Below are 16,759 nucleotides of genomic sequence, written 5' to 3' on the forward strand. Positions count from 1 at the left end.
GCGTCCGCCGACCGGCGGGCGTCACCCTGCGCGGCTTGAATCCGGGATCTGCTGGAAACCGTCATGAACCGTTACCCGCTGTGGAAGTACGTGATCCTGGCGATCGCGTTGCTGGTCGGCATCGTCTATTCGCTGCCCAATCTGTTCGGCGAGGCGCCTGCCGTGCAGGTCAGCAGCGCGAAGGCGACGGTGAAGGTCGACTCCGCCGTCGTCGACCGTGTCGAGGCGGCGCTGAAGGCGGCGTCGATCAATGCCGATTTTGTCCAGCTCGAGGGCCAGTCGGTGCGCGCCCGCTTCACCGATACCGACACCCAGCTGAAGGCCAAGGACGCGATCAGCAATGCGCTGAATCCGGACCCGGCCGACCCCGGCTACATCGTTGCGCTGAATCTGGTCTCGCGATCGCCGGTCTGGCTCAGTTCGCTGCACGCCTTGCCGATGTACCTCGGCCTCGACCTGCGCGGCGGCGTCCACTTCCTGATGCAGGTCGACATGAAGACCGCGCTGACGAAGAAGGCCGAATCGTTGACCGGCGACGTGCGCACGCTGCTGCGCGACAAGAATCTGCGCCACAGCGGCATCAACCGCGACGGCAACGGCGTGCAGCTGAGCTTCCGTGACGAAAAGACCCAGCTTGCCGCACAGGACCTGCTGACCGAACAATTGCCCGACCTCGACTGGACGGTGGCGACCGAAGGCAGCAACTACGCGCTGCGCGGTGCGCTGAAGCCGGCCGCCGCGTTGCGCGTCCAGGAAACCGCGATCAAGCAGAACATCACGACGCTGCACAACCGCGTCAATGAACTCGGCGTCGCCGAGCCGGTGATCCAGCAGCAGGGCCTCGACCGTGTCGTCGTGCAGTTGCCCGGCGTGCAGGACACCGCGAAGGCGAAGGACATCATCGGCCGCACCGCGACGCTCGAGCTGCGGATGGTCGACGACAGCCCGGAGGCCGCCGCAGCGGCGGTCGGCAATGGCCCGGTACCGTTCGGCACCGAGCGTTTTGTCGAGCGCGGCGGCGCGCCGCTGATCGTCAAGCGCCAGGTGATCCTGACCGGCGAAAGCCTGACCGACGCTCAGGCCGGCTTCGACGGCCAGACCAACGAGCCGGCGGTGCATCTGACCGTCGACGCGAAGGGCGCGCGCATCATGCGCGACGTCTCGCGCGAAAACATCGGCAAGCGGATGGCGATCCTGCTGTTCGAGAAGGGCAAGGGCGAGGTCGTCACTGCGCCGGTGATCCGCGGCGAACTCGGCGCGCGCTTCCAGATTTCCGGCCGGATGACGACCAACGAGGCCAGCGATACCGCGCTGCTGCTGCGTGCCGGCTCGCTCGCTGCGCCGATGGAGATCATCGAGGAGCGCACGATCGGCCCGAGCCTCGGCGCCGAGAACATCGCAAAAGGCTTCAACAGCGTGATTTATGGCTTCATCGCGATTGCCATCTTCATGTCGGCCTATTACCTGCTGTTCGGTGTCTTCTCGACGCTGGCGCTGGCCTTCAACCTGCTGCTGCTGACCGCGGTGCTGTCGATGCTGCAGGCGACATTGACACTGCCGGGATTTGCCGCGATCGCGCTGACGCTGGGCATGGCGATCGACGCCAACGTGCTGATCAATGAACGGGTGCGCGAGGAATTGCGCAATGGCGCGCCACCGCAGACGGCGATCAACAACGGCTACGACCGGGCCTGGGGAACGATTTTCGACTCCAACATCACGACGCTGATCGCCGGTCTCGCGCTGCTGACCTTCGGCTCCGGGCCGGTGCGTGGCTTTGCCGTCGTCCACTGCCTGGGCATCCTGACGTCGATGTTCTCCGCGGTGATGTTCTCGCGTGGCCTCGTCAACCTCTGGTACGGCCGCAAGAAGAAGCTGAAGGGCGTGTCGATCGGCCAGGTATGGAAACCCGACGCCGGCACCGCGCTGGCCGGCAAGCGCTGAGCCCCGCCTCAGCCCGGCACTGTTTTTCACGAAAGAACCCGCATGGAATTCTTCAGAATCAGCCGCGACATTCCGTTCATGCGGCATGCGATCGTGCTCAACGCGATCTCGGCGCTGACCTTCCTGATCGCCGTCTTTTTCATCGCGACGCGGGGCCTGCACCTGTCGATCGAGTTCACCGGCGGCACCGTGATCGAGGTCGCCTACCAGGAATCGGCCGATATCGGCAAGGTGCGCTCGGCGGTCGAGGCGCTGAACGTCGGCGAGGTGCAGGTGCAGAATTTCGGCACCTCGCGCGACGTGCTGATCCGGCTGCCGCTGCGCGAGGACGTCAAGCAGGCCGATGTCGTCGATCGCGTCTTCGATTCGCTGTGCAAGGCCGAAGGCGGCACGATCTCGGCGATCCAGGCGGTTTCCGACAAGGGCGAGGCGATCAGCCGCTCGGCATGCACGACCGCGGCCGGCGGCGCCAGCGAGCCGGTGCGGCTGCAGCGCAGCGAGTTCGTCGGGCCGACCGTCGGTTCCGAACTGGCGCGTGACGGTACCTATGCGCTGCTGGCGACGATCACCGGCATCATGCTGTATCTGGCATTCCGCTTCGAGTGGAAATTTGCGGTCGCCGGCATCATCGCCAACCTGCACGACGTGATCATCATCGTCGGCTTCTTCGCCTTCTTCCAGTGGGAATTCTCGCTGGCGGTGCTGGCGGCGCTGCTTGCGGTGCTCGGTTATTCGGTCAACGAATCGGTCGTCATCTTCGACCGGGTACGCGAATCCTTCCGCAAATACCGCAAGATGACGCCGCGCGAGGTGATCGACAACGCGATCACCGGCACGATCAGCCGCACCATCATCACCCACGGCAGTACCTTGATGATGGTGTTGTCGATGCTGCTGTTCGGCGGGCCGACGCTGCACTATTTTGCGATCGCGCTGTCGATCGGCATCCTGTTCGGCATCTATTCGTCGGTTTTCGTCGCCGCGGCGGTCGCGATGTGGCTTGGCGTCAAGCGCGAGGATCTGGTCCGCATCGGCCCGAAGGAAAGCGATCCGGATGATCCGAACGCCGGCGCGGTGGTCTGACGGGGTGTAGAGTCGAAGACAATTCGGCTTGCTCACCCACCTATCCGACACATGGCGACCGGCGCTGCTTCGATCGTTCTCGCCGCGCAGGCCCGCCGCGCCTATGTCGACAATCTCGTCAAGGGGTTGCCGGCCCTGTTCGCAACGATCGACGATGCCGCCAGGACGCTGCTGACGAAGGTCGCCGAGCCGCCGGTCGTGCTGCAGCGCCGCGAAGCGGTCGAGGCCTTGAATCAGAAGGGCCGGGCCTGGACCGCAGCGACCGAAAAAGGGCTGCACGACGCCGCCTCGTCCAACGGCGTCAGGGCCGAGCCGCCGCGCAGCGGCCACGGCAGCAGCAGTGGCGGGCTCGATTTCACGTTGGTCGAGGATTCGACGATCGAGGGTGAGATCGTCAGTTCGCGGCTGGCGTTGGCGATCATGGACCGGGCCTCTTGGGAATTCAGCGACCTGCGCTCGCGGATGGCCACCATCGAAGGCAGCGACGAGCTGGCGGCGCACGACGTGTTGCGGCCCCACGTGCTGGCCCGGACCGTCACGACGGCCTGGCACGCGGCAGGTTTTTCCAACGACAACTGGCGGGTGCTGCAGCCGCTGATCCACGACGAGTTCGGCCACCTCGCCGAGGAGGCCTATCACGAGGTCAATCGCCTGCTGGTCGAGCGCGGCGTGCTCGCCGAGATCGACCTGCGGCCGTTCATCCGCCGCTCGCGCGGTGGTGCGGTGCCGCCCCCGAGCAGCCGATCAGGGCTCGGCGGCGGCGACTCGGTGCAGGGCACCGGCTTCCACGCCGAGCGCACATCGACCTTCGCACCGACCGGCGCAGCCCGCGACGCGGTCAGCCAGGAAACGCGGATGCAGACCCGCACCGGCTCGATCGGGCGCGGCGCGACGCAGGCCGAAGCGGTGCTGGGTCGGCTGAACCGGCTGATCTGGCGGCAGATCCCCGATTTTGCGGCGACCACCGTTGAACATCCGCAGGGCTCGCAGGCACTCGCCGCAGCGATCGGACAGGCCCAGCAGGGCATTGCCCAGCGGCTGGCCGCGCCGCAGGAAGCCGGCCACGAACATGCGCTGCCAATCAGCACGCCGGCGATGCTGGAGGAACTGCACCAGCGCAAGATCGCGCTGAAGCAGGCCGCGGCGACGCCGGTCGAGCGGGCGACGATCGAGGTTGTCGCACTGCTGTTCCAGAGCCTGCTGACCGAGGAGCGGCTGCCGGCGACGGTGCGGGTCTGGTTTGCGCGGCTGCAGATGCCGGTGCTGCGTGTTGCAGTCGGCGAACCGGATTTTTTTGCCACCGTCGATCACCCGGCGCGGCGGCTGATCGACCGCATGGGTGCTTGCGTGATGGGTTTCGACGCCAGCCTGAATCCGGTTGGCGCCCAGCTCGAACTCGAGATCAAGCGCATCGTGCAGGTCGTCGAGGCCTATCCCGATACCGGCCGCCGTGTCTTCCAGACCGTGCTGAACGAGTTCGAGGAGTTTCTGGAGAACTTCTTCCGCAACGAGAACGAGGCCAGCCGCAAGGGCATTTCGCTTGCCCAGCAGGTCGAGCAGCGTGAGACGCTGGCGATCCAGTACACGATCGAATTGCGCAAGATGTTGAGCGAAATGCCGGTGCAGGACGGCATCCGCGAATTCCTGTTCCATGTCTGGGCCGACGTGCTGGCGGTTGCGGCAGTCAAGGAAGGCCTGCAGAGCGATGCCACCCGGGCGCTGAAAAAGGTCGCCGCCGACCTGATCTGGTCGGCCAGCGCGAAGGTGACCCGCGAGGACCGCGCCGCAGTGATCCGCCAGCTGCCGCAGTTGCTGAAGGCATTGCGCGACGGCATGCAAAGCGTCGGCATGTCGGCGCAGAAGCAGGATGAACATGTGCAGCGGCTGAACGACTCGCTGGCGGCGGCGTTTACCGCAAAGGTCGCGACGATCAGCAGCGAACGGATGGCGGAACTGCAGGCGCGGCTGGAAACGCTGGAGGAGCTGCTGCCCGATGCCGACGATGTCGAGATTGACGAGTCGATGGTGCTCGATCTGTCGGGCCATGAAAGTTCCGAGCTCGAGATCGTCGGCGAGGGCGGCTCGATGCCGACCGCCGAAATGATGGCCTGGGCGCGCGAACTGCAGGTCGGCACCTGGTACATGCTCGACTACCGCAACCGCAACGAGCCGGTGCAACTGGCATGGCGCGGCATGCGCCACCAGCTCGCGCTGTTCGTCACCCAGCAGGGCCGCGGCGTGTTGTTCCAGCAGAACCGCCTCGCATCCTTCCTGCAAGCCGGCCTGCTGGTGCCGGCGCAGGACGAGACGCTGACCGTGAAGGCGACCCGCAGCGCGATGGCAAAAATCGACGCCGATCCGCGCCGCCTCGAAAATTAGAGCCCCCCAGTCGCTTCGCTCCGCCTTGCCGGCCGCGATGGGCGCAAGCCGCCCATCTCCTCGTCAGGCACGAACAGTCCACTGGACTGTTCATGTCCGGACTCGGCCCCCAAGGGGCGCGCGCCACCCATCGGGCCGGCAAAGCCGGACCCTCGGGCGTTGCTTGGATGGGCGCGGGCACTTCGTGCCGCGCATGTAGGGCCAGGGCCGCGCGCTTGTGCAGGCCTAATGAATCAGCCGTTCGGATTCGTCGACGAACAACTCGTCGAGGATCAGCGCGTCGGGCTCTTCGCCAAGGCTCCAGAACACCATCAGCACGATGATCTTCAGGTCTTCGAGGTCGAGCGGCGCGCCGGGGATCGCGCTGGCGCGGTCGAGCACCATCTCGCGCATCGGCGGCGGCAGTACGCCGGCCGATTCGAGGAAGCTCAGAAAGCCGATCGACGCTTCGCCGAGGTGCTCCTGCTCGGCGGCCGAATAGACGCGCAGGCCCTTCGGGCTCTGCGTGCCGACGTACGACTCGGCGGCAGCGGCAAGGCCGTCGAGCCAGGTCAGCGCTTCCTGGATTTCGTCCGACTCGAAGCCGACCGCGGACAACTTGCGGGTCAGCTGGGCGTGGTCCGGGCAGGCATCCGGTCGCCAGTAGGTTTCGTACAGGTAGACGAGGACGTCGAACATGAAAAACACTATACCTCAGGCCGCCGAACCCACTGCCCGTGCGGGAGCTCGACCGCGGCGGCTGGTTCAGCCATAACCGACGCGCTGGAACAGCTGGCCCGGCAGCCGCGCGACCTTGCCGGCGAGCTCGAGTTCGAGCAGCGCCGCGCTCAGTGCTTCGATGCCGAGGCCGGTGCGCGCCAGCAATGCATCGAGCGTCACCGGATCGTGGCCGAGGGCCTCGATCAGCGGGCCCTCGGGCGCTTGCTCCGCGACGGCGGCATCCGCGGCCCGTGGTGGCGACGGAAAAGCCAGCTCGTCCAGCACGTCCTGCGCCGACTCGACCAGTTTTGCGCCCTGCTTGATCAGCGCATGGCAGCCGCTTGCCTGCGGTGATCGGATCGAACCCGGAATCGCGAAAACCTCCCGGCCGGCCTCGGCAGCCAGCCTTGCCGTGATCAGCGAGCCCGAGCGCACGGCCGCCTCGACGACCAGCGTGCCGCGGCTGATGCCGGCGATGATGCGGTTGCGTTGCGGGAAATTGGCCGACAGCGGCGGCGTGCCGAGTGGAAATTCGCTGACCAGCAGACCCTCGACTGCGAGCCGCCCGGCCAGCGCGCGGTGGCGCGTCGGATAAACGATGTCGAGGCCGGTGCCGACCACCGCGATGCTGCCGGCGCCACCATCGAGCGCACCCAGATGAGCCGCGCCGTCGATGCCGAGCGCCAGCCCCGAGACGATCGTCAGGCCGTGCCGGCCGAGTTCGGCGCCAATCTCGCGGGCATTGTCGATGCCCTGCGGCGTCGGCCGGCGGCTGCCGACGATCGCCAATGAGGGCGTGGCGAGCAGATCGGCGCGGCCCTGCAGGTAGAGAAGCAGCGGCGGATCGGCGGTCTGCAGCAGCGGCGACGGGTATTCCGGATCGGCCAGGCTCAACAGTGCGCGGGGCGATTGGGCGCTGCCGGAGGCAAGCCAGCGGCCGGTCCGTTCAAGCAGCGCGTCGAAACCGTCGGGCGGCTTTGCCAGCGCCGCGGCCTGCGCAGCGTCGATGAACTGCCGCAGCGCCGCCGGCTCGGCGTCGAATACCGCGTCGGGTGAACCGAAGGCTGCCAGCAGCCGGCGCAACGACGATCGGCCGAGGCCCGGCGTCGCCAGCAGGCGCAGCCAGGCGGGCAGTTCGGCGTCGCTGATCACCGCGACCAGCTGGAGCGGGTCAGGGCTCGCTGAAGCGGTCGCCCGGGCGGACCGGCTCCTGGACCTGCAGGATCAGTGCGTACGACACGCGCTTGAAGACCTGGAAGACGAACAGCAGGCCGTGGCGCTCGTCGGGCAGCTTCATCACCGGACGGCGCGGATCGGTGCGGTCGACCGTCGTCTCGCCGGCGCGCCACAACGCCAGCACATGGCCACGCTGCAGGCCCTCGCGGGCGCCGCGGTTCAGCGCGACGATCTGGTTCTGCCCGGCCGTCAGTGCATCGCCGTAGATCGAGACGATCTGCCCGGAAACCGGATTCTCCGGCGCGCGCGGCGCATAGTTGCTGAAATCACGCGGCAGCGGCGGCGCGAGCCGGTCGCCGACATTGGCTTCCTGGCGGACCGAAGCGAGCCGGAACGTCGTCGGCACCAGCGTGGCCGGGTCAGCGCCCGGGCGGGCTTCGCCGCTGCGGACAAAATCGGCGGCGCCGACATATTGCGCCTCGAAACCGAGCACCTCTCCGGTCGCCGGGTCGCGCATCGGCTGCGGCTCGCGGAAGATGCGATAGCTGGTATTGCGGTCGACCGGTCCGCGCACATAGGCCAGATCACCGCGGGTCAGCAGCACGCGACCTTCCTGCGTCGCGACGATCCGCGGCGCGGCCTCGAGCGCGTCGGTCTCGAACACCACCGCCTCGTTCAGGAAGGGCTCGATCAGCCGGAAATCGATCGACGCAATCGCGCCGTCCTCGAGCGGCGTGCTGCGCACCTGCGGCGACAGCTTGACGTCGCCAACCGGCCGGCCAAGCCGCAGCCGCGCGCGTCCGCCGGATTTGTCGAGATACAGCACCTGGCCCGGAAAGATCAGGTGCGGGTTGCGAATCTGCTCGAGGTTCATGCCCCACAGCTCCGGCCAGCGCCAGGGCCTGCGCAGAAAGATGCCGGAAATTGCCCACAGCGTGTCGCCGCGCTTGACGGTGTAGGAGTCGGGTGCATTCGGCGCCAGTTCGGACAGCGGGACGCCGTCCTGCGCGACCTTGCGTGCCGTCTCGCGCCATTCCGGTATCACCGGGAAATTGACCGCCTGCGCCGGCATCGAAAAAATGGCCGCCATGGCGGCCGTGGTGATCCAGGTCAGCGCCTGTACCCCACGCGGGCGAACAGCAGGGCAGGTACCGCACATCGTCGAGATGTTCATCGTGGCTGGGCTAGGCGTCGTGGGAAACAGCGTCGGCGCAAATAGCCGCACGCGATGGGGGACTGCAGCGGATCGGCGAAAATCCTCACTTTATTTCGCAGATTCTGCCCCCAAACCATTGATGTCGCAATGAAACCGATGCGCCGACGGCACACCCCGGACACCCGGTCGACCGCCGCACATCGCATCGTGATACCGGGGTTTATCCTGCCCGCCGCAATCAACGTCCAATGCCTCAGCTGAATATCCTGAAATATCCCGACCCTCGGTTGCACAAGGTTGCCAAGCCGGTGGCGGAGGTCGATTCGCGCATCCGCAAGCTGGTCGACGACATGCTCGAGACGATGTATGCCGCCGACGGCGTTGGCCTCGCGGCAACCCAGGTCGACGTCCACGAGCGGGTGATCGTCATCGATACATCGGAAACCCGCGACGATCCGCGGGTGCTGATCAATCCGGAACTGGTCGAGCGCAGCGAGGAAATGAGCTTCGTCGATGAAGGCTGCCTGTCGGTGCCGCTGGTCTACGACAAGGTCAAGCGGCACGAGCGCGTCACCGTGCGCGCCCTTGATCGCGACGGCAAGCCGCAGCAGTTCGAGGCCGATGGCCTGCTGGCGATCTGCGTGCAGCACGAGATGGACCACCTGGTCGGCAAGGTCTTCGTCGAATACCTGAGCCTGCTGAAGCGCGACCGCATCAAGTCCAAGCTGCTGAAGAAGGCGCGCGATGAGATGCGCGCCTGAGCGGCGCAGCGCCGTTTTCGCCCGTCCACAGTGAAAGTCGCTTTCGCCGGCACGCCGGAATTTGCCCACGCCAGCCTGCAGGCGCTGCTCGCCGCCGGCCACGAGCTGGTGCTGGTGCTGACCCAGCCGGACCGTCCGGCCGGCCGCGGCATGAAGCTGCAGGCCTCCGCCGTCAAGCAGGCGGCGCAGGCCGCCGGCGTGCCGGTCGCGCAGCCGCGCAGCCTGCGCCTCGATGGTCGCTGGCCGGACGACGCCGCGGCCGCCCGCGAGGCGCTGCTCGCTGCCGCGCCCGACGTGATGGTGGTCGCCGCCTACGGGTTGATCCTGCCCGACTGGACGCTGCAGCTGCCGCGCCATGGCTGCCTGAACGTGCATGCGTCGCTGCTGCCACGCTGGCGCGGCGCCGCGCCGATCCACCGCGCAATCGAGGCCGGCGACCGTGAAACCGGCGTCACGATCATGCAGATGGATGCCGGCCTCGATACCGGCGCGATGCTGAACCGTGAAGCGCTGACGATCGCCGCCGACGCGACCACCGGCAGCCTGCACGACGAGCTCGCCGCGCTCGGCGGCCGGCTGATCGTCGCGGCGCTTCACGACCTGGCGGCCGGCCGCCTGCAGCCGGTCGCGCAGCCTGCCGAAGGTGTCTGCTACGCCCACAAGATCGACAAGGCCGAGGCGGCGATCGACTGGACGCGTCCGGCAATCGAGATTGAGCGCCGGATCCGCGCCTTCGACCCGTTTCCCGGTGCCAGCACGCAGCTCGGCGGCGAGGTGGTCAAGCTGTGGCGCGCCGAGCTCGCGGCGGCCGACGGCCGACCCGGCACGGTGGTCGCCACCGAGGAGTCCGGGCTGCTGGTCGCCTGTGGCGAGGGTGGCCTGCGGCTGCGCGAATTGCAGCGTGCCGGCGGCAGGCGTCAGGCGGCTGCCGCCTTCTTGCAGGCGCGGCCGGTCGGCATCGGGACGATACTCGGCGCGGTGGATTGAAATTGCGGCCGTCTGGCCGCATCTGATGGTCGGCAGCGGTTCGGCCGGATCCCGGTCGACGCGTCGTTGAGAAAGGTTGTGAGATGTTCAATCTGTTGAAAACCGCGGTATTGATGGCTGCGATCACCGGGCTCTTCATGGCCATCGGTGGGCTGATCGGCGGCCAGACCGGCATGATGGTCGCGCTGGTGATCGCGATCGGCATGAATTTTTTCAGCTACTGGTTCTCCGACAAGCTGGTGCTGAAGATGTACAACGCGCAGCAGGTCGACGAGCACTCGGCGCCGCAGTTCTACCGGATGGTGGCCGAGCTGGCGCAGCGCGCGAACCTGCCGATGCCGAAGGTCTATCTGATCAACGAGGATTCGCCGAACGCATTCGCGACCGGGCGCAATCCGGACAACGCCGCGGTCGCTGCAACCACCGGCATCATGCGCGTGCTCAGCGAACGCGAACTGCGCGGCGTGATGGCGCATGAGCTCGCCCACGTGCGGCATCGCGACATCCTGATCAGCACGATCAGCGCGACGATGGCCGGTGCGATCTCGATGCTGGCCAATTTCGCGATGTTTTTCGGCGGCCGCGACAGCGAGGGCCGCTCGCACAATCCGATCGTCGGGCTGCTGGTGATGTTTCTGGCGCCGCTGGCCGCGAGCCTGATCCAGATGGCGATCAGCCGGGCCCGCGAATTCGAGGCCGATCGCGGTGGCGCCGAGATTTCCGGCGATCCGCAGGCGCTGGCCAGCGCGCTGCAGAAGATCCAGCGCTATGCGCAGGGCATTCCGCTCGAGACGACCGAGCGGCACCCGGAAACCGCACAGATGATGATCATGAACCCGCTGTCCGGCGGCGGCCTGCGAGGCCTGTTCTCGACCCATCCGTCGACCGAGGAACGCGTCGCGCGGCTGCTGGCGATGCGCTGATGCGCTGCGCCGGCCGCTAAAGCCGGCGCGGCGGCGGTCGATATCCCGGGGGTCATGCCTCGCCACGCCCGCCCGTTCCTGCCGCCATTCGCCCGACTGCTGATCGCCGGCGCGGTCTGGCTGCTTGCCGGCTGCGAGCAGCTCGGCATCGAGACGCCGGAGACGATCGCCGCCGCCCGCATTGCCGACGGCAAGGCGATCGGCGGTGCCTGCCGCCATGCCGGCCGGGCGATCGAGGACTGCTACCTGCTGTACAAGAGGGCCGACCGCTCGGCGATCTTCGCCGGCTGGCGCGACATGAACGACTACATGCGCGAAAACAAGATCGAGACGGTGGTGCCAGTGATGTCGGCGCAGCCGGCCGCGCAGGACGAGGCCGCTGCCGCCGACGAAGACGAATCGACGTCGGCGCGCAAGAAACTGGCGTCGGCCGGCAAACATTGAGCGTCTGACGCGGCATTCACCGGCGCCGACCGCCGCGCCGCGCGTCACATCGGCGACTGCGGGCAAACCCGAACTTTGAGACAATCCGCCGATGTCTTCGGTCCGCGGTTGCCTGCACCATCCCCAATTCCGAGCTGGCGTCCGCGAGATGTCGTCGGTATCGCTCGGGCTGGCCGCCTGGGGCCTGGTGACCGGCGTCGCAATGGTCAAGGGCGGACTCAGCGTACCGCTCGCGTTGCTGATGAGCCTGACGGTTTTTGCCGGCAGCGCCCAGCTTGCCGCGGTGCCGCTGATCGCGGCCGGCGCGCCGCTGTGGGTGATCTGGGCCACCGCGGTCTGCATCAACCTGCGTTTCGTGATCTTCAGCGCGCAGTGGCGGCCGTTTTTCAGACGTTTTCCACGCGGCCAGCGGCTCGCGCTCGGTTATATCTCGGCCGACCTCAGCTATGTGCTGTTCATGAAGCGCTTCCAGGAGCCGCGCGAAGACGAAGGCCAGATCGAATATTTTCTCGGCGGCAGTTCGCTGGTCTGGCTGGCCTGGCAGTCGGCGTCGGTGGTCGGCATCCTGCTCGCCGACGTGATCCCGACCGAATGGGGACTGGGTTTTGCCGGCGTGCTCGCGCTGCTCGGCCTGACCTGGTCGATGCTGTCGGACCGCGCGACCGCGCTGGCCGCCGCGGTCGCTGGCGCAGCCGCAGTGGCAGCTTTTGCGATGCCGTTCAAGCTGAACATCGTCGTCGCGATCGCCGCGGCGGTCTGCCTCGGTCTGCTGATCGACGGCGGCGGCGATGCCGGCCGGCGTTTTCGCGACCTGCTGAGCCGCGCCGGCGGCCGGCCGTCGAGGGCGACGACATGAGCAGCACCGAGACCTTCATCGCGATCATCGGGCTGGCGCTGATCACGCTCGCGACACGCGCGTTTTTCCTGTTCTCCGAGCGCGAACTGGTCTTGCCGGACTGGATCAACCGCGGCTTGCGGTACGCGCCGTTGGCCGCGCTGACCGCGGTGCTGACGCCGGAAATCGTGATGAGCCAGGGTCAGCTGATCGATACCTGGCAGGACGCGCGGCTGTTTGCCGTCGCGGCGGCGAGCGCCTACTTTTTCTGGCGCCGCGGCATCCTCGGCACCATTGTCACCGGCATGGCGGTGCTGCTGCCGTTGAAGCTGCTGCTCGGCTGGTAGTAGGACAATCGGCGCTTCGCGGGGTCTGGCGACGGGCCCCAGTGTTCCCTCAAGCAGCCGATCCGATGAACATCCTTCGCTTCCAGGACCTCGTTTCCGCCGGCCGGGTCGCCGGCCGCCGCGTCTTCATCCGCGCCGACCTCAATGTGCCGCTCGACGACCAGGGCGCGATCACCGAGGACACACGCATCCGCGCGTCGCTGCCTTGCATCGAGCAGGCGCTCGGCGCCGGTGCCGCGGTGATGGTCACCTCGCACCTCGGCCGGCCGAGCGAAGGCGTATTCAAGCCCGAGGATTCGCTGGCGCCGGTGGCGCGACGCCTCGGTGAACTGCTTGGCCGCGACGTGCCGCTGGTCAGCAACTGGGTCGACGGCGTCGATGTCGCCGCCGGCCAGGTCGTGCTGCTCGAAAACTGCCGGCTGAACAAGGGCGAAAAGAAGAACGACGAGGCGCTGGCGCGCAAGATGGCCGCGTTGTGCGACATCTTCGTCCACGACGCCTTCGGCACAGCGCACCGCGCCGAGGCCAGCACCTACGGCATTGCCGAACATGCGCCGGTTGCCTGCGCCGGCCCGCTGCTGTCGGCCGAGATCGATGCGATCGGCAAGGCGCTGGCGGCGCCGAAGCGACCGCTGGTCGCGATCGTCGCCGGCAGCAAGGTCAGCAGCAAGCTGACGATCCTGAAGGCGCTGGCCGAGAAGGTCGATCAGCTGATCGTCGGCGGCGGCATCGCCAATACCTTCATGCTGGCGGCCGGCCTGCCGATCGGCAAGTCGCTGGCCGAGGCCGACCTCGTCGAAGAGGCGCGCGCGGTGATCGACGCGATGCAAAAACGTGGCGCCGCGGTGCCGATCCCGGTCGACGTCGTTGTTGCAGACCGCTTCGCCGCCGACGCGAAGGCGACCGTCAAGGCCTCGACCGACGTCGCGGCCGACGACCTGATCCTGGATATCGGGCCGCAGACCGCTGCGGCATTGGCCGAGCAACTGAAGTCATCCGGCACCATCGTCTGGAACGGCCCGGTCGGCGTCTTCGAATTCGACGCCTTCAGCCACGGCACCGAGGTGCTGGCGCGGGCGATTGCGCAAAGCCCGGCCTTCAGCATCGCCGGTGGCGGCGATACGCTCGCGGCGATCTCGAAATACGGCATCGAGCGCGACATCGGCTATATCTCGACCGGTGGCGGCGCCTTCCTCGAAGTGCTGGAGGGCAAGACGCTGCCGGCCTTCGAGGTGCTGCAGCGGCGCGCCGATTCGGCCAAGTGATCGCAGGCGCCGGCAACGGCGCCGATAATGCGCTGAATGCCCGGCAGCAACCACTCCTGGCTGCCGCCGGAGACGGGCCGTTGCGACGAGCCCTTGCGACAACGGAGATCGCCATGCCCCGCGCCACCAAGATTGTTGCCACCCTGGGCCCCGCGTCGAGCGCTCCCGAGGTGCTCGAGCGGATGATCCTCGCCGGCGTCGATGTCGTCAGGCTGAATTTTTCGCACGGCACCGCCGACGACCACATCGCGCGCGCCAATGTCGTGCGCGAGGTCGCAAAGGCGGCCGGCAAGTCGGTCGCGATCATGGCCGACCTGCAGGGGCCGAAGATCCGCGTCGGCAAATTCGAAGGTGGCCACACCGAACTGGTGGCAGGCCAGCAGTTCATCCTCGATGCCAGCAGCAATGACCTGGGCAACCACGAGCGGGTCGGCCTTGATTACAAGGAATTGCCACGCGACGTTCGTCCCGGCGACATCCTGCTGCTCAACGACGGCCTGCTGAAGCTGGTCGTCAACACGGTGCGTGCCGATGCGGTGCACACCACCGTCGTCGCCGGCGGGCCGCTGTCGAACAACAAGGGCATCAACAAGGCCGGCGGCGGCCTGACCGCGCCGGCGCTGACCGCGAAGGACATGGAGGACATCAAGACCGCGATGGCCTTCCAGTGCGAATACCTTGCAGTCAGTTTTCCGAAAAGCGCAACCGACATGGAGATGGCGCGTCAACTGGCGAATGTCGCCGGCCAGCAGTGGCGGCACCGGCCGGCGCTGATCGCGAAGATCGAGCGCATCGAGGCGATCCCGGCGCTCGAGAGCATCCTCAGGGCCAGCGACGGCATCATGGTTGCCCGCGGCGACCTTGCGATCGAGGTCGGCAATGCCGCGGTGCCGGCGCTGCAGAAGCGGATGATCAAGATGGCGCGCGAACTCGACCGCGTCGTGATCACCGCGACGCAGATGATGGAAAGCATGATCCACAACCCGGTGCCGACACGCGCCGAGGTCAGCGACGTGGCCAATGCGGTGCTCGACGGCACCGATGCGGTGATGCTCAGCGCCGAAACGGCAACCGGCAAATATCCGGTCGAGACGATCGAGCAGATGGCGGCGATCGCGCTCGAGGCGGAAAGCGCCGAGGACAGCAGCATCGATACCGATTTTGCCGACAAGCGTTTCGAGCGGATCGACCAGTCGATCGCGATGGGCGCGCTGTTCACCGCCCACCATCTCGGCTGCAAGGCGATCGTCGCATTGACCGAGTCGGGTTCGACGGCCTTGTGGATGAGCCGTCACAACGTCAAGGTGCCGATCTTCGGCCTGACCTCGCAGCCGTTCTCGGAGCGACGGATGGCGCTGTACCGCAATGTGCGGCCGCTGTTGATGAACAGCTGCAGCGACCGCGACGATGCGCTGGCGCAGGCCGAAGCGCTGCTGATCGAAAGCGGCGCATTGCGGCCCGGCGATACCTATGCGATCACCTGCGGTGAGCCGATGGGCCATCCGGGTGGCACCAACATGCTCAAGGTCTGCCGCGTCGGCTGATGGTGTCCGCCCTGACTGCGGATGCGGTCCGCGCAGCGGCCGAGCGGCTGCATGGCGAGGTCATCGATACGCCGTGCCTGGTGTCGCGCACCTTGTCGTCGCTGGTCGGCTGCGAGGTTTTCCTCAAATTCGAGAACCATCAGTTCACCGCATCGTTCAAGGAGCGCGGGGCACTGAACCGGATGGCGCAACTGACGCCGGAAGAGCGCGCCGCCGGCGTGCTCGCGGTATCGGCCGGCAACCATGCGCAAGGCGTCGCCTACCACGCGCAGCGGATGGGCATACCGGCGACGATCGTGATGCCGAGGTTTGCCTCGTCGGTGAAGATCGACAATACGCGCCGCTTCGGCGCCACCGTCGTGCTCGAAGGCGACACCTTCGACGATGCGCGGGCCCACGGGCTGGCGCTGGCGCAGCAGCGCGGGCTGACGCTGATCCATCCCTATGACGATGTCGAAGTCGCGGCCGGGCAGGGCACGATCGCGCTCGAGATGCTGGCCGAGCAGCCGCAGATCGATACGCTGCTGATTGCCGTCGGTGGCGGCGGCCTGATCGCCGGCATGGCGACTGCGGCCCGATCGGTGAAGCCCGGGCTCGAGGTCTACGGCGTGCAGACCGAGCGTTTTCCACCGGTCTGGAATGCGCGCCACGGCGGCGATCTCGAATGCGGGCAGGCGACGATTGCCGACGGCATCGCGGTCAAGTCGCCCGGCGCGCTGACGCTGCCGGTGATCCTCGACCAGGTCGCGGATGTGCTGCTGGTCGGCGAGGACGATATCGAGCAGGCGATGCTGATGCTGCTCGAGATCGAAAAAACCGTCGTCGAAGGCGCCGGCGCGGTCGGCCTGGCGGCCCTGCTGAAACACCGCGAGCGTTTTGCCGGCCGCAAGGTCGGTCTGGTGCTGTGCGGCGGCAACATCGAACCGATGCTGCTGGCCGAGATCATCGAGCGCGGCATGGTCAAGTCGGGCCGGCTGGCGCGGCTGCGGCTCGACGTCCGCGACGTGCCCGGTGCACTGGCCGACATGGCGAGGCTGCTCGGCCAGCTCGGCGCGAACATCAACGAGCTGCAGCACCAGCGGGCCTTTTCGTCGCTGTCGGTCGAGCGCGTGCAGGTCGAGGTGGTGGTGCAGACCCGCGGTGTCGAGCACATCGAGCAGATCCTCGCCGCATTGTGCGAGCGCGGTTACCGGGCACAACGGATAGCTTGATACGG

15 protein-coding genes are annotated in these 16,759 nt (G+C 67.2%); 12 read left to right on the forward strand and 3 right to left on the reverse strand.

All coding sequences use genetic code 11. The features are described from left to right. Positions 1 to 63: 63 nt before the first annotated feature. Genes secD through ACNH6H_RS13545 form a run of 3 tightly spaced genes read left to right on the forward strand, consistent with a single transcriptional unit; the run spans position 64 to position 5,406 of the window. Positions 64 to 1,944, forward strand: coding sequence for a protein translocase subunit SecD (gene secD / locus ACNH6H_RS13535; RefSeq protein ID WP_418318358.1), 1,881 nt, complete (start codon positions 64 to 66; stop codon positions 1,942 to 1,944). Positions 1,945 to 1,986: 42 nt separating this feature from the next. Continuing rightward, on the forward strand, positions 1,987 to 3,027 hold the full coding sequence (gene secF, locus ACNH6H_RS13540; protein WP_418318360.1) for a protein translocase subunit SecF: 1,041 nt from the start codon (positions 1,987 to 1,989) through the stop codon (positions 3,025 to 3,027). A 51-nt stretch (positions 3,028 to 3,078) separates the two neighbouring features. Then, positions 3,079 to 5,406 (forward strand): DUF1631 family protein, encoded by a 2,328-nt coding sequence (locus ACNH6H_RS13545; RefSeq protein ID WP_418318362.1) that lies wholly within the window; start codon positions 3,079 to 3,081, stop codon positions 5,404 to 5,406. Positions 5,407 to 5,631: 225 nt separating this feature from the next. On the opposite strand, the gene ACNH6H_RS13550 is transcribed toward ACNH6H_RS13545, so the two are convergent. From ACNH6H_RS13550 to ACNH6H_RS13560, 3 genes are all read right to left on the reverse strand, one after another. After that, entirely contained in the window at positions 5,632 to 6,084 is a 453-nt protein-coding gene (locus ACNH6H_RS13550) for a DUF494 family protein (protein WP_418318364.1), read from the reverse strand. Positions 6,085 to 6,150: 66 nt separating this feature from the next. Continuing rightward, a complete protein-coding gene (dprA, locus tag ACNH6H_RS13555) occupies positions 6,151 to 7,257 on the reverse strand; it encodes a DNA-processing protein DprA (protein ID WP_418318365.1) in 1,107 nt (368 codons plus the stop codon). A 19-nt stretch (positions 7,258 to 7,276) separates the two neighbouring features. Next, the gene (locus ACNH6H_RS13560; protein WP_418321319.1) at positions 7,277 to 8,440 is read right to left on the reverse strand and encodes a LysM peptidoglycan-binding domain-containing protein; all 1,164 of its coding nucleotides are present in this window, start codon (positions 8,438 to 8,440) and stop codon (positions 7,277 to 7,279) included. A gap of 245 nt (positions 8,441 to 8,685) precedes the next feature. On the opposite strand from ACNH6H_RS13560, the gene def reads away from it, so the two are divergent. The 9 genes from def (at position 8,686) to ACNH6H_RS13605 (ending at position 16,754) form a co-directional block, all read left to right on the forward strand. Further along, positions 8,686 to 9,198, forward strand: a complete 513-nt coding sequence (def, locus tag ACNH6H_RS13565; protein WP_418318366.1) for a peptide deformylase — start codon at positions 8,686 to 8,688, stop codon at positions 9,196 to 9,198. A gap of 30 nt (positions 9,199 to 9,228) precedes the next feature. Beyond that, positions 9,229 to 10,185 (forward strand): methionyl-tRNA formyltransferase, encoded by a 957-nt coding sequence (gene fmt, locus ACNH6H_RS13570; RefSeq protein WP_418318367.1) that lies wholly within the window; start codon positions 9,229 to 9,231, stop codon positions 10,183 to 10,185. A gap of 83 nt (positions 10,186 to 10,268) precedes the next feature. Beyond that, positions 10,269 to 11,108: a zinc metalloprotease HtpX gene (htpX, locus tag ACNH6H_RS13575; RefSeq protein ID WP_418318368.1), complete on the forward strand. Its 840-nt coding sequence runs from the start codon at positions 10,269 to 10,271 to the stop codon at positions 11,106 to 11,108. Positions 11,109 to 11,162: 54 nt separating this feature from the next. Beyond that, the gene (locus tag ACNH6H_RS13580; RefSeq protein WP_418318370.1) at positions 11,163 to 11,552 is read left to right on the forward strand and encodes a hypothetical protein; all 390 of its coding nucleotides are present in this window, start codon (positions 11,163 to 11,165) and stop codon (positions 11,550 to 11,552) included. A 91-nt stretch (positions 11,553 to 11,643) separates the two neighbouring features. Continuing rightward, the gene (locus ACNH6H_RS13585) at positions 11,644 to 12,408 is read left to right on the forward strand and encodes an AzlC family ABC transporter permease (protein ID WP_418318371.1); all 765 of its coding nucleotides are present in this window, start codon (positions 11,644 to 11,646) and stop codon (positions 12,406 to 12,408) included. After that, positions 12,405 to 12,734 (forward strand): AzlD domain-containing protein, encoded by a 330-nt coding sequence (locus ACNH6H_RS13590; protein ID WP_418318372.1) that lies wholly within the window; start codon positions 12,405 to 12,407, stop codon positions 12,732 to 12,734. Before ACNH6H_RS13585 ends, ACNH6H_RS13590 begins: the two co-directional genes overlap by 4 nt. 65 nt (positions 12,735 to 12,799) lie before the next feature. Then, positions 12,800 to 13,999, forward strand: coding sequence for a phosphoglycerate kinase (locus ACNH6H_RS13595; protein WP_418318373.1), 1,200 nt, complete (start codon positions 12,800 to 12,802; stop codon positions 13,997 to 13,999). Positions 14,000 to 14,112: 113 nt separating this feature from the next. After that, positions 14,113 to 15,543 (forward strand): pyruvate kinase, encoded by a 1,431-nt coding sequence (gene pyk, locus ACNH6H_RS13600; RefSeq protein WP_418318374.1) that lies wholly within the window; start codon positions 14,113 to 14,115, stop codon positions 15,541 to 15,543. Between the two features lie 2 nt (positions 15,544 to 15,545). Continuing rightward, the gene (locus tag ACNH6H_RS13605) at positions 15,546 to 16,754 is read left to right on the forward strand and encodes a threonine ammonia-lyase (protein WP_418318376.1); all 1,209 of its coding nucleotides are present in this window, start codon (positions 15,546 to 15,548) and stop codon (positions 16,752 to 16,754) included. Positions 16,755 to 16,759 lie beyond the last annotated feature (5 nt).

This window comes from Pseudideonella sakaiensis (assembly GCF_048320135.1).
Taxonomy (GTDB): Bacteria; Pseudomonadota; Gammaproteobacteria; order Burkholderiales; family Burkholderiaceae_C; genus Ideonella_A; species Ideonella_A sakaiensis_A.